The organism is Shewanella sp. AS16 (assembly GCF_021412365.1).
GTDB lineage: Bacteria > Pseudomonadota > Gammaproteobacteria > Enterobacterales > Shewanellaceae > Shewanella > Shewanella salipaludis.
Genome location: NZ_JAKCLK010000003.1, coordinates 33,417 through 58,295, shown reverse-complemented (window position 1 = coordinate 58,295; position 24,879 = coordinate 33,417). Strand labels below are relative to the sequence as shown.

Sequence of the window (24,879 nt, the reverse complement as noted above, 5' to 3'; positions counted from 1 at the left end):
GGCATTCAGCGGCAGAGGGACACTCTGGTATCGACGATGAATTCTGGTATCCTGTCGGCAACTTTCTCCGTATAAAGTGAAGCTTATGAAACGTTTATTGCTCCTTATTGTCTCCTCACTCGCTTTAAGTGCCTGTGCCGGCCATGCCCCGACTCATATCGCCCTGAGCCCGCAGGTGCCTGAGGTCAAGCAACAGGCCCAAGGTCTGCATCCCCTGGCCATAGAAACCTTGGATACCCGCAGCGCCAACTACATAGTACGCTTCAAGAATGGCGACAAGGCCGCCCGTCTCGTCAGCCCGAGCGAGCCGCCCAGAATACAGCTGGATCAGGTCTTTCGCGCCGGCTTTGCCCAGGCGGGCTACCAAATAGATCCCGCCGCCGCCACCAGCCTGCAGATCCGCCTGGAGCAGCTGCTGACCGACGTCGAGGAAGGCCATTTCAGTTTCGAGGCCAACAGCCAGATCACCATAGATGTGGTGGCCAAGAACAGCAGCCAGGAACTGAGCAAACGCTACCGGGCCAAGGGCCATCTGACCGGGCCTTTCGGCGCCGACTACGCCAGCCTGGAGCTGGATATGAACAAGCTGCTGGAGCAGCTGGTCAGGGACATACTCAATGACCCGGAACTGAATCAATTTCTCCAGCACTAGGCGCACCGGCGCCACAAGATCCCACTCAACGGAAAGAAAAGGAAAACCTTATGTTCAGAAGCCTGATTGCCGCCACCCTCTTATGCATGAGTCAGTGGGCGTTAGCACTAGATATACAACCGGACAGCCTGTATCCCAGGGTCGAGATGCAGACCAGCATGGGCAAGATAGTGGTCGAGCTCGACCGCACCCGGGCTCCAATAACAGTCGATAACTTCCTCACCTATGTGGTCAAGGGCGAGTACGACAACACCATATTCCACAGGGTGATTGCCGACTTCGTGGTGCAGGGCGGCGGCCTGAACAAGGCATTGGAAGAATTGCCCGAAGACAAGCCGATAGTCAATGAGTCGGGCAATGGCCTGTCCAACGCGTTGGGCACCATAGCCATGGCCAGAGAGAACGAGCCCCATTCGGCGACCCGCCAGTTCTATTTTAATGTCGCCGACAATACCAAGCTGGATCCGTCCAAGAGACGCTGGGGTTATGCCGTATTCGGTGAGGTGGTCGAAGGCATGGAGGTGCTGCAAGCCATGGCCATGGTGGAGACGGCCCACAACGAGAAACTCGATTGGCCCGACGTGCCAGTGACGCCCATCATACTGAAACAGGCGAAACTGCTGCCACGGAACTGAATGGCCATCGCTTTACCCTGTTAAAAATTTTTGAGCAAATACGCCAAATTTGCTCCTATACTGCTAGGGTAAACAAAAAGGAGGCGATCCGATGACGACTGCAGAGTTCATCGATACAAAAGCGCCCCAGCTGGCTTTCTATGGCAAGGCATTTTTGAGTGAACAGCTCGAGTTTCAGGAAGTTCAGCTTTACCTATGGGACACACTGGAGGAATGGCAGAATCTCAATCCCCAGGGTGACGCGCTAACGGATATGGAAAAAGTATTTTGGCACTTGTTGCATAGCTTCGATAAATGGCCCGACTGGGTGCTCCGGGGTAATCAGCATCTGAGTAAACAGCTCCACGACTGTTGTGATTATCTGAGTCTTGGAGGGCAGCTACCCGCCGGCTGTATCGGCAACCGACCTTGAGCTTCTCAGACTCCAACCTGACAAATGGCCCTGATGGGCCATTTTTATTGCGCCGGCCACCACTGCCCGGATGGAAATAGGCCTTGAACCCACAGGCTGTGCCCCGTAAGCTTACGGCATCGACATCACTGAAGTTCCCCTATGTCCTCTGACTCTTTCCACCGCCGAACCCTGGATGCGCTTTCCGTCTATTGCCACAGGCGCGTGCTGGTGTTGCTCTTGCTCGGTTTCTCCGCCGGTTTGCCCCTGATGCTGGTATTCTCCACCCTGTCCTTCTGGCTGCGCGAAGCCGGAATAGACAGAGCCGCCATAGGCTATTTCAGCTGGATAGCCCTGGCCTATGCCTTCAAGTGGGCCTGGTCGCCACTGGTGGACCGGCTGTCGCTGCCGCTGTTTACCCGCTTGCTGGGCCGGCGGCGCGGCTGGATGCTGTTCGCCCAACTCCTGTTGGTCATCGCCATCCTGAACATGTCGGTCAGCGACCCACGCCAGGATCTCGAGCGCCTGGCCCTGTTTGCCCTCATGGTGGCACTGGCGTCGGCGACCCAGGACATAGTCATAGATGCCTTCAGGATAGAGTCCGCCCCCGAGAAGATGCAGGCGGCACTGGCGGCGGCCTATCAGGTGGGCTATCGCAGTGCCATGATAGTGGCCACCGCAGGCGCGCTCACCATAGCCGCCTGGATAGAGCCGACATCCGACAGCTATAACCTCGCCGCCTGGCAGACCTCCTATCTGGTGATGGCCGGGCTGATGTCGATAGGCATAATCACCACCCTGTTCAGCCGCGAGCCCAAGGTGGATACCAAGGCCGCAGATGCCAAGGAACTGCGGCTGAAGCAGGCGCTGGCACACAGGTATCCGAGTCCCCTGGCCGCCTGCCTGTCCTGGGGCTATACCGCCAGCGTGCTGCCCTTCATCGACTTTTTCAAGCGTTATGGCCGCAACGCCATACTGATACTCTTGCTCATCTCCTGTTACCGCATCTCGGACATAGTCATGGGTATCATGGCCAATGTCTTCTATGTCGACATGGGTTTTTCCAAGGATGAAATTGCCGCCATCAGCAAGATCTACGGCCTGATCATGACCCTGGTCGGGGCCGCCTTCGGGGGTGTCCTGCTGGCACGCTTCGGCACCATGAAGATCTTATTCCTCGGTGCCCTGCTGGTGGCTGTGACCAACCTGCTGTTCGCCTACCAGGCGGTGATAGGCTACGATGTGCCCTTGCTGACCTTCATCATTTCGGTGGACAACTTCAGTGCCGGGATCGCCACCGCGGCCTTCATCGCCTATCTGTCGAGCCTCACCAGCAGCGGCTACAGTGCGACCCAATATGCCCTACTGTCGTCCATCATGCTGTTATTCCCCAAGTTCATCGCCGGCTTTTCCGGGGAATATGTCGATGCCTTCGGCTATGTCAATTTCTTCGTCGCCGCCAGCCTCATAGGCTTCCCCGTGCTGGGATTGGTGACTCTGGTCGCCCGGCGCTCCCCCAAACCCGCGCCTATCCCCGCCGCAGAGCCGGTGGCCGACTGCCAGCCCGAGATCAAGTGACCTAAGCCCTGATCTAAGCCCTGGCCTGAGCCGGCCCAGGCCAAAAAGCAGAAAGCCCTCGAATGAGGGCTTCCTTATGTCAGGCTAGGTGCGCGCTAGTCGCGGAAGTTGTTGAACTTCGCAACTGTTGACAAAAAAGCAAAAGATCACTCAACCGGGAGTGAGAGACAGGCCGGCGATTCATCGCCCCGTAGGAGCAGTAAAGCCCACTATTAGTTTTTAGACTATTATGTAACCAACATGGCGGGGTAGCCTTGGTGACTGTTACTCAAGGAGGGGATTATGAGATGTATTGAAAGCGATGATCAAAAAAGAGAGGCTGCTTTAAGGATAGCTATTCAGGCCGGTACTCTGTCTACTTGCCCCTTTCACGATGACGTTACATACGATGGCCATGGGGACGTAGAAGCTGCTTACAAACTTGGTAATCGATTATTTTCAGATGATGCCCCATTAACCAATGTGTTCTCATCGCGACGAGAGATGACTGATTACATCCAAAGTGTAGTTAATGATCTTAGTGGCGACTACCAGTGTAATGTATGCGCTGGTTTAACCTGACTTGAACAATCCTTGATTTGACGGCAAGACACTACAACAGGGTGACACAGAGACGGAAGGTTTCTTCTCTCTATGGTCAGGGTTTATTCCATCTATTCATTAGACGGGTAAAAGGAGTGGCTTCTCACTAGCAGGGCCATTCCCCGGAGGCAATGTTCCCCGCTCTCGCGCCCCACTCTTTTCGAATCCCTCGTCACTTGTTGCCGAATCACTCGACGCGGACTGGCACTGCCAATCCCAAGCGGCGAACCTACTTTGACCATAACCAAAATAGGCAACAACACGTACCATGGTCTGGCATGATTATGTTCTTTCATCTATTTTCCCTTTCCATCCCTTATGCGCGAGCTTCAGCAGTTATGGCCACCGGTGAGTTCGGGATGTACAAAAATGTCTGTAACACGCTGCACCTCCCTTTCAGAGTGATGGAAATAACAACATAACAGACAATGTAACCCGTGGCTAATAACTGTACATTACTGGGCTTATTCCTGAAGGTTTGGAGGCGCGACCCGGAGTCGAACCGAGAGCATTTAGATACGTGACCACGTGAGCAAAGTGAGCTTTTGACAGGAGTTAATCAAGCAAGAAACGGGCTTTAACGAGCCTGCAACCCTTGATGTGGCTGGGTTTAGCACTGAAGGGTGACCACCTGCAGCTCTCCTTGGTCACCAGTGACCACCTCCTTATGAACACTGCAGGAAATACACCCTGTCGACTGAAGTCTAAAAGAGTTCAGCATCCTTGGTTGGGTAAGTCAGTACGACCTTGTCCTCATCCCATTCACGTTTGACACTGATGCCGAGGGCGTTCCTATCAAGGCGTTTTAGTGCTGCCCTGAAGCGTTCACCTCCCTCATTAGCAATCATGTCCTCCAGCTTACGGGCTAGGTATGTGACCATCTTACGCTCGTACTCTTCGGGGTCTTCATCCTTGTAGTCGTACTCGTCACCCTTTTTGGTAGTGGCATCTGAAAGGCGTCTGATGATTGGGAATCCATCCTTGTCGAAGTCATCATCTCTCAAGGCTGGGTACTCAGACTTAAGGCTAGCCTGTAGCTGTTCAATGGCTCCTTCCAAGTCAGTAGACCACTCCTGCTTTGATGGTCTCCCCTCACCCATGCAGGCCTTCAATGCACGTTGAACGTGTAGTCCTTGGGAATCCTGACAACTGTACAGCTTCGCCAGCTCACGCTTACTGGGTACCTGTTCATAGTGCTGTAACATGACCTCACGCTTGAACTGGTTCTGCATGCGCTCTGAGGCGCTGAGGGCTGTACCGTGCTGCCTGTTTGCGGTCAGTGAGAAGAAGTAGGCTTGGCTTTCACTGTAATCCTTGTACACCTTCACAGGTACCGTCAGGTTGGCCTCTGGGGATTCCTTGAGGTACTGCTTACAGGCCTCAGTTCGATGGAATCCATCTACTACGCACAACTTCCCCTCTAGCTCAAATGCTTGGATCTTATTCCGAATCCCCTTACCAGCCCTCAGGTCAGCCAGTATTATGTCAATCTGCATCTGGCGACTGCGCTCTATGGCTGCCTTGTCTTGGCGGGAGTTGTTAAGCTCCACCTGTCGGCCTTGGAACTTGTTATCTAGCACAAGCTGGCGTGGGTCTATCTGTCTTGTGCGGCCCGTGAGTGCTTTCTTCTTTGTTGTCGTCATTGGTTTTACTTTGCTTCCTCTGGTGTCGCTAGGACACGCTGTACAGTCGATAATGATACGCCCACCTCATTGGCCACCTTGCGTAGAGAAACGCCCTCAGAACGCAACTGACGGATCCTCTGGTGGTTGTCTAGGTTAGCCTTGCCGCCAGTGTATTTACCATCAGCCTTGGCCTTGGCAATGCCCTCTCTGCGACGCTCCTGAATCATAGCCAACTCAAACTGAGCCACAGCACCAAGCATCTGTAACATCAGCTTAGACATAGGATTAGTGTCCCCAGCTGCGAAGGTCAAAGACTCTTTATGGAACTGGACATTGACGCCTTCCTTGTTCCAGTCATTGACTAGCTTACTGAGGTCATCAAGGTTACGAGCAAGACGGTCAATACTGTGAACATGAATGGTATCCCCCTCACGGACATACGCCTTCATTTGCTCCAGCGCGGGACGCTCAAGTGAGCCGCCACTGCACTTATCAGTGAATGTCTTGTCGAAGGTAAACGCTGTATCAACTAACTGACGAGCAGTATTCTGTTCAGTGGTTGAAACCCTTAGGTAGGCTACGTGTGCCATGGTTGGTGTACCCATCTGGTTCTAAGATGAGCGAGAGATTACTGTACCCACCAACATAAAGCAAGCCTGATGGGTACAAATGGTGCGTAAATGTGACCATGGTCAACAGGGTATACTGATGGGTACAGTCTTTTGATTGCGCCTATCTAGTAAAATAGAGGATAGACAAAGATGTTACATAGCAGTGCAAGAGGGATTGTTATCAAGACTATTTCTCTTTCCTCAGATTTGGCCCCGCTGGCATAGTATCCAAAACCAATGAATACTAAACCGCCCACAAAGCTACCTATTTGACCTGCTGCGTTGCCTTCATAAGGAAATCGGGGGTCAACTAGGTGAAATAGTCCACATAAAAACGCGAAGACTATCCAGAGTAAGGGGTGTTTAAATAGAGCCATAGGAGTATCCATACTGGAAAAAAGAGAGGATTATACTTATCTCAGTGGGATAAAAAACCTAATGCAATCAAAAATCAGCGCTTGGTCTCGGTGTAGCGAAAAGTCAGAGGGGGAATGGGGGGTATGTGTTGACGCTGCCGTATCTAGATGTCCTCACAGATTTTTTTTGTGAAACTTTCGGCTGGGTTTTTATCGACACACTCCCTGTGCCGTCCATGGTTCTTACTTAACAGGTGCCGGCCCAGCAACCGAGGTAAGTGGCTATAACAGCCTGCCCCTGTTTACGGGCTTTGGCTGCTTCTCTTGCACTACAAGCGAACCATTGACGCACGTTTGGCACCTGCTCGTAGTTGTGAATCTCGTTTAGCTCGATACTGTCTAGGATGAGATCCTGTACTAGTGCTGTTTGTTCCATGAAGTCTAATCTCTCTACTGCTTATTAATCATTTGTTGTAGCCAAACCGCGTCGCTACGTGGAATCTGAGCCAGAGCCAGGCCCATAGCCCAAAAGAATCCACGTAGCAGCGCCTAATTCCAAGGCTGGTGGAGGTAGTAGCTATCGCCACCTAAGTAGGTCGAGCCCTCATCTGTCCTGAGAATGACACCGTGAACCTCCCTCGAGGCCTCGGGGAACCCTCTGTTACTTACCTTGATGGTCAACCTGTCTGCCTGCTCAACCTTCAGGCCCATTATGGTTGCGACGCCATCAAGCAATGTGATTCGGAAGTCAGGCAGGGAATGCAGCAGAGCGTTAAGTTCGTTTGACTTCGCCTTATCACCCTTCAGCACATCACCCACAATGGACGGCACTTTATCGAAGGCTGACATAAGATCATCAAATGATACCTCACCTGCTGGTACTCGTGTGGCTAAGTCCTGCTTAACAGCCTCACGCCTCTCTGATGCCTCTTTCAACTTAGGTATAAGGGTGCCAATAGCCGCACCGTCTACGCTTGCCACAGCCTCTGCCAGGCGCTCCACTTGCACCGAGAGTTGAGCAAGCTCATGCTGAAGCTCATCCCTCTTACTGTCGTCCTTGGGTAATCTGTCCAGCACCTTCTTTGCAGCCTCCTCATGCACAGCTAGGGCGGTTGCCAGAATCATGGTACGGTAACGCATCGACTGTTTATTGCCACATGGTCTGCCACCTTCAACAGCAGCCCTGCAAACACCAGAGCGCGTCTCAGGCCTGCCCATCATCTTGAGGCGTGAACCGCAGTTACCGCAGTAGGTAAGGCCGCTGAGGGCACTAGCCCACTTCTGAGTGTTGCCTCTCTGTCTCGTTCGACTAATCAAGGCGTGTTGTGCTTGATTGAAGACGTCAATACTGACGATAGGCGGGTAGATGTTATGTGCCTCTCCAGTCTCCTTGCGGGTATGCCAACCAATGATAGATTTGCTGTGGATCAACTTAGTGACCTTACCCGAGTTCCACGTGGCCCCCGTAGACGTCCTGTGCCCTTCGGCATTTAGCTCACTGGCAATAGTCGCACCCCCAGCCCCCTCTATCGAACGCTTGATAACGCGCTCCACAAGGGCCTTCATTTCAGGAATGATGACAAGCTCATCGCCTTCACGCTTAAGCCAGAATGGCAAGCGCATCCTTGGAGCCTTACCGCTTTCCATTTCCTGCGCTTTCTTAGACCACACGTAGGACAGACGGTCAGACTTAGCCTGAGACTCATCATGTCCACGCTGCAAGCGTGCAAGGAGTTGAACCAACTTGCCGAAGTCTGTCGAGCGATCATAAGACTGACCGTCATCCATGGTAACGATAGTAAGGCCGCCAGTGATTAACTGATGAACCAGTGACAAGCCGTCCAGCGGTAACTGACGGGTCAGGCGGTCTGTTTGTTCAACCAGCAAGTGAGTCCCCCTCGGGATGGCACCTTCATGTAACTGCCTCAGCAGTTCGTGAAACTGGCCACCTCGCTGCAGGTGCTTACCGTGATAACCGCTCTTGCCTGCATCGTGAAAACTGTCTAATAAGGAAAGCCCATGCTTGAGGCAGTAGGCCTGAACCATTTGTTCTTGGCGCTCTAGGCTGGTGCCTTTCTTCTGGATCCCCGTGCTGAAACGACTGTAAGAGATTGCGTGGGTCACTTCTTCTTCCAATGACTGTTGAAACTGTGTTGTCATCTTAACGGAAGTTGTTGAACTGGAACGGCTGGCCCAACTCAGACTTTCTCGCCAGCGCCATCACAGCCTGCAGATCATCCCTGGCCTTGCCCGTGACCCTGACGCTGTCGCCCTGGATGGATGACTGTACCTTCAACTTGCTGTCTTTGATCAGCTTCACCAGTTTCTTGGCTATGTCTGTCTCTATGCCCTGCTTGAATCTCACCTTCAAGGAGAAGGTCTTGCCGCTATGCACAGACTTTTCATCCACGTCCATGGCGGCGGGATCCACGTTGCGCTTGCTCAGCTGAGTGCGCAGTATGTCCACCAGCTGCTTGCATTGGAAATCGTCTTCGGCGGTCAAGGTCACCACATGATCCTTGTACTCCACATTGGCTTCCTTACCACGAAAATCGAAGCGGCTCGCCAGTTCACGGCGCGAATTATCGACCGCATTACGCAGTTCGACTTCGTCGACTTCTGAAACTATATCGAATGAAGGCATCTTGCCCTCCCTTAGGTCATTGCAAATAGCCTTAGTCTACCCATTGTGGCGTTCAAGTTGAAGACCAGCTGTATAAAACACAGGTTGTTGGTGACTTTGGGGCCACATTTTCCTATGATTGGCGCAAATACCTCCTAGTCATCTGCATCCCGTGATCACCAAAAGAACCCTGTTCAAGCTGGCATTAGCCATAGCAGTGCTTGTTATCAGTTATCTGGTTTTCTCCAGACCCAACTATCCCCAGAACATCCCCAACCTGGACAAACTGGGCCATCTCGGCAGTTTCTTCGCTCTGGCGTACCTGAGCTATCTGGCCTTCAGGCCCAGATGGTACCTGTTGAGCCTGGCGCTGACTGGTTATGCGGTACTGATAGAACTGGTGCAATCCAGACTGCCCTACCGCAGCGCGTCGGCTGCGGATGTGGTGGCAGACTTAGTGGGTATCACCTTGTTTTACTTCCTGCTCTGGGGCTACCGAAGATGCTTTCCCGCCACAGGCCTGGCCGAATAGTCGAGCCATGGCAGCGCGAGGGGTCAAGGGGGATCCCCCCAGAATAGCGATACTGGGTGCCGGCGCCGTGGGGCAGCTGCTATGCCATCAGCTGACCCAAGCCGGCGCCCGGGTCGGCCTCATCGCCAGGCCAGGCTCAGGCCAAGCCGGCCGGGTCACACTGGACTTCACCTCGCTGGATAACAGCAAATACCAACACAGCATAGCGCTGCTGCCCCAGGACGCTGACGCAGTGAAAGATCTCGACCTGCTGCTGGTATGCGTCAAGGCCTACCAGGTCGTCGATGCCCTGACGCCCTTGCTGCCCAAGCTGGCGGCCGACTGCCAACTGGTGCTGATGCATAACGGCATGGGGCCCTATCTGACCCTGCTGCCCAAGCTCGCCGGACGCGGTCTGACGCTGGCGACGACCTCCCAGGGCGCTCTGCGCCAGGGCCAATGGCAGGTGACCCAGACGGGGCCTGGGCTGACCCAACTGGGTTGGATTTATGGCCCTATGATGAGCGAACAGCACAGGGCCCTGTTGCTCGGGGCCATCCCCGACAGCCAGTGGTGCGAGGCGATCCTGCCGGCGCTATGGCAGAAGCTGGCGGTCAACGCCGTCATCAATCCGCTGACGGCTATCTACAAGTGTCGCAACGGCGAGCTGAGCCGGGAGTCATTCCGGCCCCTGCGCGAGTCTGTGCTGCAGGAGTTGGTTCAAGTCGCCGCCGCCGACGGAATAGCGCTCGATGCCCATGCCCTGGGCGAGCGCCTGGCGAGCGTCATCGCCCTAACGGCAAACAATTACTCCTCCATGCATCAGGACCTGGCCCATGGCCGGCGCACCGAAATAGAGGAAATCAATGGCTTCATCCTGAGCCGCGCCGCACTGCATGGCATAGCTGCGCCGACAAACCTGCGCCTCTACCGGGAAATCAAACGACTGCAGGCCCTGTCCGGGCAGTAAGGCGTTATTCAGGTTAGATTCATCTTCCTATGACACAATCCCGTCATCGTTAAGCGACCCACTTTCCAGAACCCAGGTTGCCCGGTCTTGGCCGGAAACGACGCATCTTTACTGCCGGCTCTCCCTAATTCGCCCAGTAGAGAAACCCAGAAGCAAATCTCATCCAGGAGGATGCCATGAAGCAGAGTATTCAGTGGCTATCGGCAATCGCCATCGCGACCAGTTTCATTTACAGCGGCTATGCCTTAGCGGATCCGCCGGCCCACGCACAGGCCCATGGCCGGGGACACAAGCAAGAACAGCATGACCATGACAGGCATGAACATCACAGGCACTATGACGACAGGCATCATGACGACAGGCATCATGACGACAGACACCATGATGACAGACGCTACCGGGATGGGCGCCATTACCCGGCCTCGCTGCCGACAGACTCTGTCTATATCCAGTTTGGCCAACAACACTTCGGCTTCAGTGGTGGCTTATTTTACCGCAACTCGAACTTTGGCTTCGAGCTGGTGCATCCCCCCATAGGCCTGAGACTGGGTTACCTGCCCTCGGGGTATCACAAATTCCACCGCCATAACCGCGACTATTATGTGCTGAATCAAACCTACTATATCTACCATGACGACAGTCGGGAGTACGAAGTGGTGGATGCGCCCGTGGCGGAAAACATCACCCATGGCGATGACTACCAAATCGGCGGGCTATACAGGGCCCTGCCACGACACAGCCGGCCCGTGACCCGCAATGGTATGCAGTACTTCCGCTTCAGGCACTGGTACTTCCTGCCCCAATCCCACGGCAATGAAGTCAAGTACCTGGCGCTGCAATTCCACTGACAGCCCGGCCGCTCTATGCCTGTTCCGACTTATGACAGGCATGGAGCTTATCCTGCTGTGCCTTATCCCGGTTGAGCACTTGCTTCAGATCCTCGATCCTCTGCTTCACCGCGACCCCGTAACTCTGGTCATCGCCCCAGAGATTGGCCAATATGGCCAGTGACTGCTCGTCGTGTTCGCTGAACAGACGCCCGGCACGTTGGGCACTGGCGCTGTCGTTGCCCAGCAGCTGCAGCGCCTCCACCCCAAGGTTAACCGCCGAATCAAAGGTTTCCCGTTTGAAGCTGTCGACCCCGAGCTGCATTATCTGGTAGGCATGGCGCCTGTCTATGGCCCGGGCGACTATCTTCAGCTGCGGATAATGCTGTTTCGCCAATTGAATTATGTCCAGCGTCTTGTCGGCATCGTCGATGGCGATCACCAGCAACTGCGCCTCCCTGGCACCTGCGGCTTCCAACAGCTCCCGTCTGGCGGCATCACCATAGAAGACCTTGTTGCCGAAACGCCTGAGCAAGTCTATCTGGGTCGGGCTCTGATCCAGGATCGACAGATGATAGTCCTGGGCCGCCAGCAACCGGCCGACTATCTGGCCGAAACGGCCGTAGCCGGCGATGATGACACTCTTGGTCGCCTCTATGTCTTCGGGGGCATCGTAACTCTGCGCGCCGCGATAGGACTTGGCGAGGCCATGCTCGTAGGCCAGCAGCAAGAGGGGGGCACACAGCATGGACACGGCCACCACCAGAGTGGCGAGGCTGCCTTGTTCGGCCGTGAGGATCTGCAGCTTGTTGGTCAGCGACAGGAGCACGAAGGCGAACTCGCCCCCCTGGGCCAACGCCAGGGTGAATAACCACAGCTGATTGCCCTGCAGGCCGAATACCCGCGCCAGCAACCAGAGCACCAGCGCCTTGATGAGTATCAGTCCCAGCACCAGGGATAACACCAGAGTCAACTTATCGAGCAGCAGAGGAAAGTCAATTGAGGCGCCGACCGTGATGAAGAATAACCCCAGCAACAAACCCTTGAATGGCTCTATGTCGACCTCAAGTTCATGCCTGAACTCGCTCTCGGCCAACACCACCCCGGCGAGGAAGGTGCCCAGCGCCGGCGACAGGCCAATCTTCTGCATGATCAGCGCTATGGCGATCACCAGCAACAACGCAAATAAGGTGAAAATTTCCCTCAGGTGGGTGGCGGCTATGTACCTGAACAGCGGCGCCGAGACATATTTGCCCGCCAGTATGATGCCGGCGATGACCAGCAGGGAGATGCCGACCTGGGCCCAGACGGGGAAAGCGGCCAGCAGATTGTGGTTCACACCTGCGTCGGCCGGCTGGGCCTGGAAGGCCAGCAAGGGCAAGAGGGCCAATATGGGGATCACTGCTATGTCCTGAAATAACAGCACGGAAAAGGCATTCTGTCCTGCCGCCTGCTTGATCCAGCCCTTCTCCGCCAGGGTTTGCAACACTATCGCGGTCGATGACAGCGCCAACATCAGCCCCAGCGCCAGCGACGTCTGCCATGCCAGGGCCAACACCTGGTTGCAGAGGACGAAGATGATGGCCGAGGTCAGCAGCAGCTGCAGGCCGCCCAGCCCGAGGATCGACAGCCTCAGCTTCCACAAACGGCTGGGTTGCAGCTCCAGCCCCACCAGAAACAGCATCATCACCACCCCGAACTCGGCGAAATGCATCACCTCTGTCTGATCGCCGACCAAGCCGAGCAGGAAGGGGCCTATGAGTATTCCCGCCAGCAAGTAGCCGAGCACGGATCCCAGCCCGAGTCGCTTGGCGATGGGCACGGCTATGATGGCGGCGGCGAGGTAGATGACGGCCATGTCTAACATAGGGGGTCTCCTGGGGGCGTGAAAGGCCATGAGGCCAGCAAAAGTCCGGGTCGTACCAGCTTACCCACTATTTAAGCTAAGCCAAGTAAAAGTTAAGCCAAGAAAAAGGCAAAAAAATGCCCGGGTGATTAGCCCGGGCAGAAGGTGACTCGCTTGTGCCTGGTTGCAGGCGGCTATTTGCAGGTGCCTATTGGCAAGTGCCTATTTGCTGGTATCTATAGGCTCGAAGGATTTCACCAACTCGTCCACTGCCTTCATCTGGGTCAGGTACTTCTCCAGCTGCCGCAGCGGCAGTGCACAGGGGCCGTCGCACTTGGCGTTGTCCGGATCCGGATGGGCCTCGATGAACAGCCCGGCCAGGCCGAGCGCCATGCCGCTGCGGGCGAGTTCTGTCGCCTGGGCACGGCGGCCACCGGCCGAGTCGGCACGGCCGCCCGGACGTTGCAGCGCATGGGTGGCGTCGAAGATCACCGGGTAACCCGTCTGCTTCATCTCGTCCATGCCCAGCATGTCGACCACCAGATTGTTATAACCGAAGCTGGAGCCGCGTTCGCAGAGAATGATCTCATCGTTGCCGGCCTCGTTGAACTTGGTGATTATGTGGCGCATCTCGTGGGGAGCCAGGAACTGCGGCTTCTTGACGTTGATGATGGCGCCTGTCTTCGCCATGGCGATCACCAGGTCGGTTTGGCGTGCCAGGAAGGCCGGCAGCTGGATGATGTCGACCACTTCGGCCACTGGGGCACACTGGTGCACCTCATGCACATCCGTGATCAGCGGCAGCTTGAAGGTCTTCTTGATCTCTTCGAATATCTTCAGGCCTTCTTCCATGCCGGGACCACGGTAAGAATTGATCGACGAGCGGTTCGCCTTGTCGAACGAGGCCTTGAACACATAGGGAATGTTCAGCTTCTGGGTCACTTCGGCATAGGTCTCGGCGATAGACATGGCCAGATCCCGGGACTCCAGCACATTCATGCCGCCGAACAGCACGAAAGGTTTATCGTTGGCGATCTCTATGTCGCCCAAGTTTATGATTTTATTCGCCATCAAAAGATATCTCTCAAATAGTGGGCGCTAACCCATGAATAATCTTGCCGGCCGTCAGGCGGCAACAAATTGCAATAATTGACCACAGAGCCAGGCCATATAAGTGCCTAAAGCATAGCCGAATACCGCCAGCAGCACACCCACGGGGGCCAGCGCCGGATGGAAGGCCGCCGCCACCACAGGGGCCGAGGCGGCACCGCCTACGTTGGCCTGGCTGCCGACCGCCATGTAGAACAGCGGCGCCCTGATGAGCTTGGCCACCAGCAGCATGAGCCCGGCATGAACCAGCATCCAGCTGATCCCCACAAGGAAATACACAGGGGTGTCGGCTATCTTGGTCACATCCATGTGCAGGCCTATGGTGGCCACCAGAATATAGAGGAAGGCCGAGGCGACCTTGGAGGCCCCCGCCGCTTCCAGGTGACGCATGGGGCTGAAGGACATGGCCAGGCCTATGCTGGTGACTATCACCACCAGCCAGAAGAATTTGGAGGTCAGGCTGTAATCTTCGGTCCAGGGGTAGTTGGCCTCGAAATAAGGGCCGAGGAAATCGGCCGCCAGGTGCGCCATGCCCGTGACCCCGAAGCCGACAGCGACTATCAGCATCAAGTCACGCAGGCTGGGAATGCGGGCATTCTCGGCATGATACTGCTCCACCTTGGCCTTGAGGGTCTCTATGGCCGAGGTATCGGCGCCGGTTCTGGCGTCGATTTCCTTGGCCTTGGAGGCCATGAACAGCAGCACCGCCATCCAGATGTTGGCCACTATCACATCGACAGTCACCATCACGGAGAAGATGTTGCCGCCGACGCCATAGATTTCCTTCATCGCCGCCTGGTTGGCACCGCCGCCTATCCAGCTGCCGGCCAAAGTGGTCATGCCGCGCCAGACCGCATCCGGGCCATGGCCGCCCAGGAGCGAGGGGTCGAAGACCGACATGAGCAGCAAGGCGATGGGCCCGCCTATGACGATTCCCAGGGTGCCGGTGAGGAACATGATCACCGCCTTGGGACCCAGGCCCAGAATGGCCTTGAGGTCGACGCTGAGGATCAAGAGCACCAAACAGGCGGGCAAGAGGTAACGGGAGGCGACAAAATACAGCTTCGAGGCCTCGCTATCTATCACCCCGAAGGTGTTGAGCAGCGAGGGCAGGAAATAACATAGCAACAAGGCGGGAATGAAGCGGTAGAACTTCACCCAGAATGGATGGCGGCTGCCGCTGGTATAAAACACGAATCCCAGGATCGCGGCCAACATGCCCAAGGCCGTGGCGTCGTTTGTCACTAAGGCGGTACTGCTCATGCGTTTTTCTCCCTTGCGAATGCATTAGTTACTGTCGTTATTCTTGTATTTTTATCGTATTGCTTATGTTGTTGCCTATTGTCGCACCTGTCCTGCTCTGGCCTGCTAGTGGTAGGTTTCCCTATGCTCGCTCAATTCCCTGAGCTGCAACTTCACCAGTTCGATAACGGGATCGTGGGGACTCTTGTCTATGAAGTGACGCAAGTCCGCCGCCGCAACCTGGATACAGCCGAGCTGCTGGGCGATGAAGGCCCGTTCCCGGTTGAGGTGCACATCGTCGCCATGCCACTGCAGCAACAGATTACAGCACTCCATCGCGGCTTCGAATTGATGCGACACTATGCAACCCGCCTTGAGTTCGTGCAGCATGCGCGAGATCAGACGCTTAACACTGGCGGGCTTGAGGTAACCCGGCTTGAATTGGGCGCCATTCCCCAGCTCGCCGCGCACCAGGACATGCAACTCATGCCGGCTCAGGTCCCGGCCCGTGAGCGGGTCCAGATAGCGCACCTGGTCGTCGATACGACTGCATAGCAAGGTATTGCCCGGCAGCAGCAGGGGCTCGAGTTGCAAATCCAGTTGCTTGGCCAGCAGCATGAGCACGGTCGCCAAACTCGTGCTGTTGCCCTGACGGCTGATGAGGCAAGTGCCCAGATCGGCCGCCTCGACACTGAAATAGTCCTCACGCATACAGAAGCCCAGGTCGAGGTAGAACCAGTCCAGCAAGGCCTGCAGCCGCTGATGCCGGTCGACCAGATAATGGCTCAGCGCCGCGCCGGCGATTTCCAACCAGGCCCAGTTGGCGGCCGCGGCCTTGGAAAACCCCAGGTGTTGGCCGATGTCGAATGCCGATTCGGGTAAGGAAATGGCATCGTCGAGTGTATATTTTTCCATTAACCCAGAAATACCGCTTGTTTGAAGTGAGCCAGCTTGGCGGCATAGACCAACCACCCCAGAGCCCCGAGGCAGGCGAACGTCTTGAACAATTTATTGCGTTTGGCCTTGAGTGCTATCGCCCCTAGTATGATGTAGGCTACGACGGCGCCAATCTTCTCGGTCAACCAAGGATCGACGAAGGGGTATTGCTGGATCATGAAGCACAGCAGCAAACCGGACAACAAGAGGAAGGTATCTATCACATGGGGCGCCACCTTGATGATTTTCTTGTCCATGATGGGCGACTCGCGCAGGTGCAGCACGAAGCGCACGATAAAGAACAACACGCTGGTGGCGATCAGCGTAAAATGCAGGTGCCGGGCGGCAGGATATAAGCTGTAAAAGGTGTCCATTTCGATCCCTAGTCTAAGACAAAGGCGCTAGTTTACCCGATCCACAGCCCCATACCAATGACTATCAGTAGCACGGGGCCCGGCACTTGCGGCCAATATTCCCAGGGGAAACACAGATGACAATGAATTTCAGTTTCGATGACTCGCCGGCCTTTGCCGAACGGGTCAAACAGAAAATAGCCGAGTTCAACTGGCAACACTGGCAAGGGGTCGAGCGGCTGCCGCTGGGGTTAAAACTGGAGGATGATAAGGGGCAATTGCTGGCGGGACTGAGCGGACGCAGCTTCGGCAACTGGCTGCTGCTCGACAACTTCTGGGTCGACCCGTCCCTCAGGGGCCAGGGCATAGGCGAGCGCATGCTGAACCAGGCCGAGTCCATCGCCAAAGACAGGGGCTGCAAGTGGGTGCTGCTCGACACCCTGGAGTTCCAGGCCAGGCCCTTCTATCAGGCAAGAGGTTACAGGGTCGAATGGACCCAGGAAGCCTACCCAAGCAGCGGCTGCAAATACTTCATGGTGAAAGCGCTCTGATGCCTGGGCTCGGGTATCAGCCGAGCCCTTTTATCAGTCGAGCCCAGGTATTAGCCGGGCCTTGGCATCAACCGAACCAGCGCCCCAGGGTGCAACGTTCATTGCTGCCAAAATCCCGCACCGTGGCGACATTATGGTAGCCCAGTTCGGTCAGCTTATTCCTCAGTTGCACCGCCTGCTCGAAGCCATGCTCCAGCAACAGATAGCCCCCGATCAGCAGATGTTCCCTGGCGGTCTGGGCTATGTGGTATAAGTCGGCGAAGCCTTCTTCGGCCGCGGTCAAGGCACTGTGGGGCTCGAAACGCACATCGCCCTGCATCAGGTGCTCATCCGTTTCGTCTATGTAAGGCGGATTGGAGACTATGAGGTCGAAGTCCCGGCTCTCGACGGCACTGAACCAATCGCTCTGCAGTATCTCCACCTGGGGGAAGTTCAGGTTGGCCCTGTTGGCCTTGGCCAGTGCCACCGCATCCTCCACCTTGTCTATGGCGGTGATCTGCCACTTGGGCCTTTCCGAGGCCAGCGCCAGGGCGATGGCCCCTGTGCCCGTGCCCAAATCCAGCACCTTGGCGTTGTCGGACAGGGGCAGATTCAGGGCGGTTTCCACCAGGATTTCGGTATCTGGTCTGGGGATCAGCGTGGTTTCATTGACTATGAAGGGCAAGGACCAAAATTCCCGCTCCCCCACCAAGTGGGCCACTGGCACCCCCTGCTGGCGTTTTTGCACCATCTTCTGAAAGCGTTTCCACTGTTCCAGGGTCAGGGGCTTCTCCGGCCAGGTGTAGAGGAAGCTGCGGCTCTTGTTCAGGCAATGCAGCAGCAACACCTCGGCATCCAGGTGCGCCGAGTCCGAGGTGGCGGCCAATTGCGAGAAGGCCCATTGCAGGGCTTCGGCTATGTTGGATTGCGCGGCGGAAGACTGAACTGACAAAACTTAACCCTGCTCATCGGCGAGTGCCGCCAGCTGATCCGCCTGATGCTCTTGCATCAAAGGCTCGAGGATCACATTCAGATCCCCTTCCATCACCTCGTTCAGACGATACAGGGTCAGGTTGATCCTGTGTTCGCTGACGCGGCCCTGGGGATAGTTATAGGTGCGGATCCGCTCGGAGCGATCGCCACTGCCCACCAAGTTGCGGCGGGTCGTTTCTTCGGCGCTGCGGCGCTTCTCGTCTTCGACCGCCTGGATACGGGCCGCCAACACACTCATCGCCTGGGCACGGTTCTTATGCTGCGAGCGCTGATCCTGACACTCGACCACTATCCCTGAGGGGATATGGGTGATACGAATCGCCGAGTCCGTCTTGTTGACGTGCTGACCACCAGCACCGGAAGAACGGAAGGTGTCGACCTTGAGATCCGCCGGATTGATGGAGATGGCTTCCGCTTCTGGCACTTCATGCAGCACGGCCACGGTACAGGCCGAGGTATGCACCCGGCCCTGGGATTCGGTTTCCGGCACCCGCTGAACCCTGTGACCACCGGATTCGAACTTGAGTTTACCGTAAACCCCTTCGCCACTGACCTTGACTATGACTTCCTTGAAGCCGCCATGTTCGCCTTCGTTGGCGCTCATGACTTCCAGCTGCCAGCGGTTGGCCTCGGCATATTTGCTGTACATGCGGAACAGGTCGCCGGCGAAGATGGCCGCCTCGTCACCACCGGCACCGGCACGGATCTCGACGAAGGCATTGCTGTCGTCGTTGGGATCTTTCGGCAGGAGCAAGATCTGCAGCTGATCTTCGAGCTCTTCGAGCCTGAGTTTCGCCTGCTTCATCTCTTCCTGCGCCATCTCGCGCATCTCGGCGTCGTCTTCCTCGAGCATCTCTTTGGCGGCGTCGAGATCGGCCTGGGCCTGCTGGTATGCCTTGAAGCCCGCGACTACGTCTTCCAGCTGGGCATATTCCCTGGACAGGCCACGGAACTTGTCTTGATCTGCGATCACGCTGGCATCACTCAAGAGTGCCAGGACTTCTTCATTACGCTCGAGCAAGCCTTCAAGCTTGCGGATAACGGATTGCTTCATTTAACTCGCTAACCTTAGTCTTTATCTAATCCAAGTGCCGTTCTTAACTGGCCGATGGTATTCAGGTCGCCCCGGCGACTGGCCGTCGTCAGGGCCTGGGTCGGTGCATGGATCAAACGATTGGTCAGCCTATTGGCCAATTCCTGCAACACTTGCTCGTTATCTCCCCCCTGAGCCAATTTGTTCAGGGCGCGCTCGACCAGCTCATTCTTTATCGCCATGCTCTGGCTGCGGTATTCGCGAATACTGTCGACCGACTCCAAGGAGCGCATCCATTCCATGAATTGATACGATTGTTCCTCGGTGATTAATTCGGCTTGCTCGGCGGCCTCCTTGCGGGAAGCCATGTTCTGTTCAATTATGCTATGCAGATCGTCCACAGTATAAAGGAAAGCGTCGTCCAACTCGCCGACTTCTGCTTCGATATCTCGGGGAACGGCAATATCGACCAACAACATAGGTTGATGACGACGCTGCTTTAGCGCTTTTTCTACCATGCCTTTGCCCAGGATAGGCAGCGGGCTGGCGGTAGAGGATATCACGATATCTGCCTTGGCGAGAAAATCCGGTATCTGCTCCAGCATGATGGCGGTCGCAGTAAACTCCTCGCACATGGCCTGGGCACGCTCCAGGGTACGGTTGGCCACCACTATGCTCTGAACACCGTTATCTTTCAAATGCCTGGCCACCAGCTCTATGGTCTCGCCCGCGCCTATGAGCAATACCCTGGTGGCGGCGAGCGAGGAGAAGATGTGTTTGGCCATGCTGACGGCGGCGAAGGCCACGGACACGGCAGCTGCGCCTATCTCTGTCTCGGTGCGCACCTTCTTGGCCACGGAGAAAGTATTCTGGAACAGCTTGTCTATGGTCAGTGCCACCGTACCGGCTTCCTTGGCCTTGACGAAAGCCTGCTTCACCTGCCCGAGGATCTGCGGCTCGCCCAGCACCAGGGAGTCCAGCCCTGAGGCCACCCGCATCAGATGATTGACCGCACTCTGGCCCCTATGCTGATAGATACAGGCGGCGACTTCCTCATGAGACAACTCATGGTATTCCTCCAGCCACTCTATGATGTCGGCCTCGTTGGCGTTGTTGCAGTAAAGCTCGGTGCGGTTACAGGTAGAGACTATCACGGCTTCACCCGAGCGCGTCCGACTCGCCAGACTCTTCATGGCATCATGAATCTTGTCCGGTGAAAAGGCGACTTTCTCACGCAAATCGACTGTGGCGGTTTTGTGGTTTATACCTATGGCTACAAGGCTCATCTGACTCGTTTTAGGTTCTTGGCAGCTCTTTGAAGGAGACATTCTACTGAATTGGCACGCTTAAAAACAGAATGGGCTTAACAAAAGCCGTTAAAGACAGAATTATTGGCCCAATTAGCGCTAATATTTCACCCCATGGGGCAGGAATCACAAGCCTCAAACGTAAATTTGCGCCCGGGCATTGGTATTCTCGGCCCCCGCTCGTATCATAAGCAGCTATCAGCGGCCATCATAGATAACTAATTTGCACTGCATCACAAGAATCGCCTTATCCCTGAGTTTACTCTGGCTGCTCGCGCTCGGCGGTTGCAGCACCCTGCCCCAGAGCCGGCTCGCCCCGGTGAATGTCAGCCAGGCCGAACAGGCAGATGCCTGGGAGCTGCAGGGCAAGCTGGCGGTGAAGTCCCCCAGCGACAAGTTCAGCACCAATCTCTACTGGCTGCATACCCAGGAGGGGGACGAGCTGAGGCTGACCACAATGCTAGGCACCACGGTGCTGACCCTGTGCAGTGACAGGCGAGGCGCCAGACTGGAAGTCGATGGCAAGGTCTTCGAAGACAGCCAGCCACAGCGGCTGCTCGAGCGGGTCAGCGGCTGGACTATTCCGCTGGCGAGCCTGCCCCTGTGGATCACGGGCCAGACGGGCATGAGTCCGGCCCAAGTCACCCTGGATGGCCAGGGCTACCCCAGTCTGCTGCTGAGCCCGGATCCCGGGGCCCCCTGGCGAGTGCAGTTTCTCAGCTGGCAGCAGCAGAGCGGCGCCACCATACCCAAACAACTCAGGCTGGACAGGGAGGGGCTGCAACTCAAAATTCAGGTCAATCGCTGGCAAGCCCTGGGGCAGCCAGTGGCCAAATTACCCCAATAAGGAATCGCCTGCATGACAGCACATCTCTCACTCGGCTGGCCGGCGCCGGCGAAACTGAACCTCTTCCTGCACGTCAATGGCCGCCGCGCCGACGGCTATCATGAGCTGCAGACCCTGTTCCAGTTTATCGACTATTGCGACTATCTGGATTTCAAACTCATGGACGGCGCCGCCCTCAAGTTGCACTCCAACCTGGGCGGCGTTGTCGCGGATAACGATAACTTAATTCTGCGAGCCGCAAAATCCTTGCAGCAGGCCACAGGCTACCCGGGCGGCGCCGAGATCTGGCTGGATAAACGCCTGCCCATGGGCGGTGGCCTGGGGGGCGGGTCGTCCGATGCGGCCACCACCCTGGTGGCCCTCAATGCCCTCTGGGACACGGGCCTGTCGAATGCCGAATTGGCCGAGCTTGGCCTGAAACTCGGCGCCGATGTCCCTGTTTTCATTAATGGTTTGGCTGCATTTGCCGAAGGCGTCGGCGAGCGGCTCCAGCCCGTTTCCCCGCCCCGGTCCTGGTATCTGGTGCTGGTGCCGGATGTGCATGTGTCGACCCAGGCAGTGTTCCAGGACCCGGCCCTGCCCAGAGCCACCCCCAAGCTGGATATAGACACTTTAATGAGCAGTTCATGGTCGAATGATTGCCAAAAGTTGGTCGCAGAAAAATACCCTCAAGTTGCCAAGGCATTGGCCTGGCTGGTAGAATATGCGCCGTCCAGAATGACCGGAACCGGCGCATGCGTGTTCGGGGAATTCGAGCAAGCGCAACAAGCCCAAGCGGCCCTGGCGAAATTACCGCCTGACTTGCAAGGTTTTGTCGCACAAGGGATGAACAGCTCGCCGCTCCTGGCGCGACTGGCTCAGCTCTGATATTTCTTCTGCCATAGCAAGCTACAGGCACCGGAATCCATTCCGCACTGCCGCTATGTCAGCCACAACAATATAAAGCAAACGCCTGAGGTTCTTACAGTGCCCGACATCAAGCTCTTTGCTGGGAACGCCACCCCCAGTCTCGCGAATAAGATAGCCGAACGACTCTTTTGTAAACTCGGAGACGCAGTGGTTGGCCGTTTCAGCGATGGTGAAATCAGTGTCCAGATCAACGAAAACGTGCGTGGTGCCGATGTGTTCATCATCCAATCCACCTGTGCACCGACAAATGACAACCTGATGGAACTCATAGTGATGGTTGACGCCCTGCGCCGAGCATCTGCAGGTCGTATTACCGCAGTGATCCCTTACTTCGGTTATGCCCGCCAAGACCGTCGTGTTCGCAGTGCCCGTGTGCCCATCACAGCCAAAGTCGTTGCCGACTTCCTGTCCAGCGTCGGTGTCGACCGGGTACTGACCTGTGACTTGCACGCAGAGCAAATCCAGGGCTTCTTCGACGTGCCCGTCGATAACGTCTTCGGCAGCCCTGTGTTGCTGGAAGACATGTTGGCCAAGAAGCTGGAAAACCCGGTAGTAGTGTCACCGGACATAGGCGGCGTAGTACGCGCACGTGCCGTTGCCAAGCTGCTGGACGACTCGGATCTGGCCATCATAGACAAGCGTCGCCCACAGGCGAACGTGGCTCAGGTGATGCACATCATAGGTGACGTTCAGGGTCGCGACTGCATCATAGTCGATGACATGATAGACACAGGCGGCACCCTGTGTAAGGCTGCCGAAGCGCTGAAAGAGCACGGTGCCAACCGCGTCTTCGCCTACGCCACCCACCCGGTATTTTCCGGCAAGGCCGCAGAAAACATCGCCGAGTCCGTCATAGACGAAGTGATAGTGACCGACACTGTGCCCTTGAGCGCAGAGATGCTGAAAGTGAGCAAGGTCACCCAGCTGACCATGTCCGCAGTACTGGCCGAAGCCATACGCCGCGTCAGCAACGAAGAATCCATCTCGGCCATGTTCCGCCACTAATTAACAGTTCAGCCACTGCCAGTCAGTGGCTGCTTACAGATTAGTAGCGGCAACCGAGAACAAGAACGCACTCCCAGGGAGTGCGTTTTTTTATGGGGGATTACCGCAAGACTCCAACATCGACAATTTATCTCAGTCTAGGAGAGGCCGCTGGATCACGCCATTTACTGTGGGTGGCCTGATTCAGCAGCCCTGATTCAGCAGCCCTGATTCAGCACTCAATATGGCATGGGTCTGCGGCAAAGCCGAAGTAAAGATCCAAGACGCTATGATGTGCTTTTACTCATCGCCATGCTGGCCGAGATGCTCTTGTGGTGCATAGGTATCGCAGCGATGCATCTTGGTTGGCAGAGGCATTTTCAGGCCAATACGATAATAAACAGGGCTGTATTATCAATCGTCCGGCTTGGGAAAGAAGTCCGACGGCGACCTAAATACCAGATTAAAGAGTCAACTTTTCGTTGGGCAATGCTGGAATACATCAAACGGGTTCATGCCGGAGGCATGCCAGGATTATGAGGGGATCCTCCAGCGCCCACATAAAAGGCCGACCGACAGGGAGGTCCAGCGTAACGTAGTGGAGCGATTTTTCATGTGTTTGTTATGTGATGTCGCTCGCTAAAACTCTATGCATTTTTTTTGATGGCTACATTTAATGCAATAGTTACAGGAGTGTCACATCTTCCTGGTTTTCTGTAAACCGGCCTTTTACATCGCAACATATGCCCAACTGACTATTTCATAGCTGCCATCACAAGCACCTGCACCCACAATATCCACCTGCTTCCCACTTGTTTTTGACGCAAGGAAACCACTATATAATGCGTTAAAATTGGGATTTGTGTTCAATAAATGCCAACCATTATTAATTGAACAATCACCGCCCGTACTATTTGTCCAAATTTCAACATAGTCTGATTTTACTATTAAACTCTTTATAGTTGTTGGTGTACTACGGCCAGCAATAGCACTCGTAGATAGTACAACCATTAACAAACCAAAAATTACCTTCCTCATATTTTTCTCCAGATTGATGATTTTTACTTTAGATTCTTCACATAACATTTTAATAGTGCGCATGCGCATATGTACATTAGTCCAATGCAAACCACGTTATCACAACTTACTGTTGTGTAAAGCATTAAGTTCGGTTTTAGTCCAACACACAAATCAGGAACACACAAATCAGGCCAACACACAAATCAGGCCAGCCATGTTAAAACAATGACATAATGCACTTTCAGCTAGGGCTCAAGCTAGGGAAAGTGATTTAACTGATAAAGAGTCACAGGACATGATGCAAAATGGATGAGGATTGATAAAACAGGTCTACTTCACTCAAAACAGTGATTTTTGGCGTCAGTTACCCAACCCATTTCCATTCATAGGGTCCTGAAAGCTATCGCT

At 55.4% G+C, this 24,879-nt stretch carries 25 protein-coding genes and 1 pseudogene; 13 read left to right on the top strand and 13 right to left on the bottom strand.

Features of this window, described 5'->3' with window-relative positions; genetic code table 11:
* The first annotated feature begins 85 nt into the window (after positions 1 to 85).
* The 5 genes from LZP73_RS08840 (at position 86) to LZP73_RS08820 (ending at position 3,817) form a co-directional block, all read left to right on the top strand.
* A complete protein-coding gene (locus LZP73_RS08840; RefSeq protein ID WP_234234376.1) occupies positions 86 to 652 on the top strand; it encodes a YajG family lipoprotein in 567 nt (188 codons plus the stop codon).
* Between the two features lie 50 nt (positions 653 to 702).
* Entirely contained in the window at positions 703 to 1,287 is a 585-nt protein-coding gene (locus tag LZP73_RS08835; RefSeq protein ID WP_234234374.1) for a peptidylprolyl isomerase, read from the top strand.
* Between the two features lie 91 nt (positions 1,288 to 1,378).
* Positions 1,379 to 1,699 carry a hypothetical protein gene (locus tag LZP73_RS08830; RefSeq protein WP_234234372.1) on the top strand — a complete coding sequence of 107 codons (321 nt, stop codon included), beginning with the start codon at positions 1,379 to 1,381 and terminating at the stop codon, positions 1,697 to 1,699.
* A gap of 141 nt (positions 1,700 to 1,840) precedes the next feature.
* Positions 1,841 to 3,256 (top strand): AmpG family muropeptide MFS transporter, encoded by a 1,416-nt coding sequence (locus LZP73_RS08825; protein ID WP_234234371.1) that lies wholly within the window; start codon positions 1,841 to 1,843, stop codon positions 3,254 to 3,256.
* Between the two features lie 282 nt (positions 3,257 to 3,538).
* A complete protein-coding gene (locus LZP73_RS08820) occupies positions 3,539 to 3,817 on the top strand; it encodes a hypothetical protein (RefSeq protein ID WP_234234369.1) in 279 nt (92 codons plus the stop codon).
* A 725-nt stretch (positions 3,818 to 4,542) separates the two neighbouring features.
* On the opposite strand, the gene LZP73_RS08815 is transcribed toward LZP73_RS08820, so the two are convergent.
* The 4 genes from LZP73_RS08815 to LZP73_RS08800 all read right to left on the bottom strand — a co-directional run bounded on the left by LZP73_RS08815 (position 4,543) and on the right by LZP73_RS08800 (position 9,074).
* Positions 4,543 to 5,481, bottom strand: coding sequence for a hypothetical protein (locus LZP73_RS08815; protein WP_234234367.1), 939 nt, complete (start codon positions 5,479 to 5,481; stop codon positions 4,543 to 4,545).
* 5 nt (positions 5,482 to 5,486) lie between these two features.
* Complete coding sequence (locus LZP73_RS08810; protein WP_442800726.1) at positions 5,487 to 6,068, bottom strand: recombinase family protein; 582 nt, start codon at positions 6,066 to 6,068, stop codon at positions 5,487 to 5,489.
* A 911-nt stretch (positions 6,069 to 6,979) separates the two neighbouring features.
* Entirely contained in the window at positions 6,980 to 8,590 is a 1,611-nt protein-coding gene (locus tag LZP73_RS08805) for a recombinase family protein (RefSeq protein ID WP_234234365.1), read from the bottom strand.
* A 1-nt stretch (position 8,591) separates the two neighbouring features.
* Positions 8,592 to 9,074, bottom strand: a complete 483-nt coding sequence (locus tag LZP73_RS08800; RefSeq protein WP_234234364.1) for a YajQ family cyclic di-GMP-binding protein — start codon at positions 9,072 to 9,074, stop codon at positions 8,592 to 8,594.
* Positions 9,075 to 9,225: 151 nt separating this feature from the next.
* Here LZP73_RS08800 and LZP73_RS08795 point away from each other — a divergent pair, with 151 nt between their 5' ends.
* From LZP73_RS08795 to LZP73_RS08785, 3 genes are all read left to right on the top strand, one after another.
* Positions 9,226 to 9,585, top strand: a complete 360-nt coding sequence (locus LZP73_RS08795; RefSeq protein ID WP_234234363.1) for a VanZ family protein — start codon at positions 9,226 to 9,228, stop codon at positions 9,583 to 9,585.
* Positions 9,586 to 9,592: 7 nt separating this feature from the next.
* Positions 9,593 to 10,534, top strand: coding sequence for a ketopantoate reductase family protein (locus tag LZP73_RS08790; protein WP_234234362.1), 942 nt, complete (start codon positions 9,593 to 9,595; stop codon positions 10,532 to 10,534).
* A gap of 176 nt (positions 10,535 to 10,710) precedes the next feature.
* Entirely contained in the window at positions 10,711 to 11,382 is a 672-nt protein-coding gene (locus LZP73_RS08785) for a DUF6515 family protein (protein ID WP_234234361.1), read from the top strand.
* A gap of 13 nt (positions 11,383 to 11,395) precedes the next feature.
* On the opposite strand, the gene LZP73_RS08780 is transcribed toward LZP73_RS08785, so the two are convergent.
* From LZP73_RS08780 to LZP73_RS08760, 5 genes are all read right to left on the bottom strand, one after another.
* On the bottom strand, positions 11,396 to 13,228 hold the full coding sequence (locus tag LZP73_RS08780; RefSeq protein WP_234234360.1) for a monovalent cation:proton antiporter-2 (CPA2) family protein: 1,833 nt from the start codon (positions 13,226 to 13,228) through the stop codon (positions 11,396 to 11,398).
* A 201-nt stretch (positions 13,229 to 13,429) separates the two neighbouring features.
* Positions 13,430 to 14,278 carry a 3-deoxy-8-phosphooctulonate synthase gene (gene kdsA, locus LZP73_RS08775; protein ID WP_234234359.1) on the bottom strand — a complete coding sequence of 283 codons (849 nt, stop codon included), beginning with the start codon at positions 14,276 to 14,278 and terminating at the stop codon, positions 13,430 to 13,432.
* A gap of 54 nt (positions 14,279 to 14,332) precedes the next feature.
* Positions 14,333 to 15,580 (bottom strand): DUF819 family protein, encoded by a 1,248-nt coding sequence (locus LZP73_RS08770; RefSeq protein ID WP_234234358.1) that lies wholly within the window; start codon positions 15,578 to 15,580, stop codon positions 14,333 to 14,335.
* Between the two features lie 105 nt (positions 15,581 to 15,685).
* Complete coding sequence (locus tag LZP73_RS08765; RefSeq protein ID WP_234234357.1) at positions 15,686 to 16,474, bottom strand: transglutaminase family protein; 789 nt, start codon at positions 16,472 to 16,474, stop codon at positions 15,686 to 15,688.
* Positions 16,474 to 16,869 (bottom strand): SirB2 family protein, encoded by a 396-nt coding sequence (locus tag LZP73_RS08760; protein WP_234234356.1) that lies wholly within the window; start codon positions 16,867 to 16,869, stop codon positions 16,474 to 16,476. Before LZP73_RS08760 ends, LZP73_RS08765 begins: the two co-directional genes overlap by 1 nt.
* 116 nt (positions 16,870 to 16,985) lie before the next feature.
* Here LZP73_RS08760 and LZP73_RS08755 point away from each other — a divergent pair, with 116 nt between their 5' ends.
* Positions 16,986 to 17,399: a GNAT family N-acetyltransferase gene (locus LZP73_RS08755; RefSeq protein WP_234234354.1), complete on the top strand. Its 414-nt coding sequence runs from the start codon at positions 16,986 to 16,988 to the stop codon at positions 17,397 to 17,399.
* 67 nt (positions 17,400 to 17,466) lie between these two features.
* Here LZP73_RS08755 and prmC read toward each other — a convergent pair whose 3' ends face one another.
* The 3 genes from prmC to hemA are packed head-to-tail and all read right to left on the bottom strand — an operon-like array spanning position 17,467 to position 20,690.
* A complete protein-coding gene (gene prmC, locus LZP73_RS08750) occupies positions 17,467 to 18,330 on the bottom strand; it encodes a peptide chain release factor N(5)-glutamine methyltransferase (protein ID WP_169565774.1) in 864 nt (287 codons plus the stop codon).
* A 3-nt stretch (positions 18,331 to 18,333) separates the two neighbouring features.
* On the bottom strand, positions 18,334 to 19,425 hold the full coding sequence (gene prfA, locus LZP73_RS08745; RefSeq protein WP_234234352.1) for a peptide chain release factor 1: 1,092 nt from the start codon (positions 19,423 to 19,425) through the stop codon (positions 18,334 to 18,336).
* Between the two features lie 14 nt (positions 19,426 to 19,439).
* Positions 19,440 to 20,690: a glutamyl-tRNA reductase gene (gene hemA / locus LZP73_RS08740; RefSeq protein WP_234234350.1), complete on the bottom strand. Its 1,251-nt coding sequence runs from the start codon at positions 20,688 to 20,690 to the stop codon at positions 19,440 to 19,442.
* A 235-nt stretch (positions 20,691 to 20,925) separates the two neighbouring features.
* On the opposite strand from hemA, the gene lolB reads away from it, so the two are divergent.
* The 4 genes and pseudogenes from lolB to LZP73_RS08720 form a co-directional block, all read left to right on the top strand.
* Entirely contained in the window at positions 20,926 to 21,558 is a 633-nt protein-coding gene (gene lolB, locus LZP73_RS08735) for a lipoprotein insertase outer membrane protein LolB (RefSeq protein WP_234235239.1), read from the top strand.
* Positions 21,559 to 21,570: 12 nt separating this feature from the next.
* Positions 21,571 to 22,425, top strand: a complete 855-nt coding sequence (ispE, locus tag LZP73_RS08730) for a 4-(cytidine 5'-diphospho)-2-C-methyl-D-erythritol kinase (protein ID WP_234234348.1) — start codon at positions 21,571 to 21,573, stop codon at positions 22,423 to 22,425.
* 99 nt (positions 22,426 to 22,524) lie between these two features.
* Complete coding sequence (locus LZP73_RS08725; RefSeq protein ID WP_234234346.1) at positions 22,525 to 23,472, top strand: ribose-phosphate pyrophosphokinase; 948 nt, start codon at positions 22,525 to 22,527, stop codon at positions 23,470 to 23,472.
* 213 nt (positions 23,473 to 23,685) lie between these two features.
* Positions 23,686 to 23,991 (top strand): annotated as a pseudogene (locus LZP73_RS08720) (IS4 family transposase); the annotation flags it as partial.
* Between the two features lie 189 nt (positions 23,992 to 24,180).
* Here the strand turns inward: LZP73_RS08720 and LZP73_RS08715 are convergent.
* Complete coding sequence (locus LZP73_RS08715; protein WP_234234345.1) at positions 24,181 to 24,552, bottom strand: hypothetical protein; 372 nt, start codon at positions 24,550 to 24,552, stop codon at positions 24,181 to 24,183.
* Between the last annotated feature and the right edge of the window lie 327 nt (positions 24,553 to 24,879).

Excerpts from the sequence above, each read along its gene's own strand:
- LZP73_RS08840 (WP_234234376.1), top strand. The coding sequence starts at position 86 with ATGAAACGTTTATTGCTCCTTATTGTCTCCTCACTCGCTTTAAGTGCC.
- LZP73_RS08835 (WP_234234374.1), top strand. The coding sequence starts at position 703 with ATGTTCAGAAGCCTGATTGCCGCCACCCTCTTATGCATGAGTCAGTGG.
- LZP73_RS08830 (WP_234234372.1), top strand. The coding sequence starts at position 1,379 with ATGACGACTGCAGAGTTCATCGATACAAAAGCGCCCCAGCTGGCTTTC.
- LZP73_RS08825 (WP_234234371.1), top strand. The coding sequence starts at position 1,841 with ATGTCCTCTGACTCTTTCCACCGCCGAACCCTGGATGCGCTTTCCGTC.
- LZP73_RS08820 (WP_234234369.1), top strand. The coding sequence starts at position 3,539 with ATGAGATGTATTGAAAGCGATGATCAAAAAAGAGAGGCTGCTTTAAGG.
- LZP73_RS08815 (WP_234234367.1), bottom strand. The coding sequence starts at position 5,481 with ATGACGACAACAAAGAAGAAAGCACTCACGGGCCGCACAAGACAGATA.
- LZP73_RS08810 (WP_442800726.1), bottom strand. The coding sequence starts at position 6,068 with ATGGGTACACCAACCATGGCACACGTAGCCTACCTAAGGGTTTCAACC.
- LZP73_RS08805 (WP_234234365.1), bottom strand. The coding sequence starts at position 8,590 with ATGACAACACAGTTTCAACAGTCATTGGAAGAAGAAGTGACCCACGCA.
- LZP73_RS08800 (WP_234234364.1), bottom strand. The coding sequence starts at position 9,074 with ATGCCTTCATTCGATATAGTTTCAGAAGTCGACGAAGTCGAACTGCGT.
- LZP73_RS08790 (WP_234234362.1), top strand. The coding sequence starts at position 9,593 with ATGGCAGCGCGAGGGGTCAAGGGGGATCCCCCCAGAATAGCGATACTG.
- LZP73_RS08785 (WP_234234361.1), top strand. The coding sequence starts at position 10,711 with ATGAAGCAGAGTATTCAGTGGCTATCGGCAATCGCCATCGCGACCAGT.
- LZP73_RS08780 (WP_234234360.1), bottom strand. The coding sequence starts at position 13,228 with ATGTTAGACATGGCCGTCATCTACCTCGCCGCCGCCATCATAGCCGTG.
- kdsA (WP_234234359.1), bottom strand. The coding sequence starts at position 14,278 with ATGGCGAATAAAATCATAAACTTGGGCGACATAGAGATCGCCAACGAT.
- LZP73_RS08770 (WP_234234358.1), bottom strand. The coding sequence starts at position 15,580 with ATGAGCAGTACCGCCTTAGTGACAAACGACGCCACGGCCTTGGGCATG.
- LZP73_RS08765 (WP_234234357.1), bottom strand. The coding sequence starts at position 16,474 with ATGGAAAAATATACACTCGACGATGCCATTTCCTTACCCGAATCGGCA.
- LZP73_RS08760 (WP_234234356.1), bottom strand. The coding sequence starts at position 16,869 with ATGGACACCTTTTACAGCTTATATCCTGCCGCCCGGCACCTGCATTTT.
- LZP73_RS08755 (WP_234234354.1), top strand. The coding sequence starts at position 16,986 with ATGACAATGAATTTCAGTTTCGATGACTCGCCGGCCTTTGCCGAACGG.
- prfA (WP_234234352.1), bottom strand. The coding sequence starts at position 19,425 with ATGAAGCAATCCGTTATCCGCAAGCTTGAAGGCTTGCTCGAGCGTAAT.
- hemA (WP_234234350.1), bottom strand. The coding sequence starts at position 20,690 with ATGAGCCTTGTAGCCATAGGTATAAACCACAAAACCGCCACAGTCGAT.
- ispE (WP_234234348.1), top strand. The coding sequence starts at position 21,571 with ATGACAGCACATCTCTCACTCGGCTGGCCGGCGCCGGCGAAACTGAAC.
- LZP73_RS08715 (WP_234234345.1), bottom strand. The coding sequence starts at position 24,552 with ATGCGCACTATTAAAATGTTATGTGAAGAATCTAAAGTAAAAATCATC.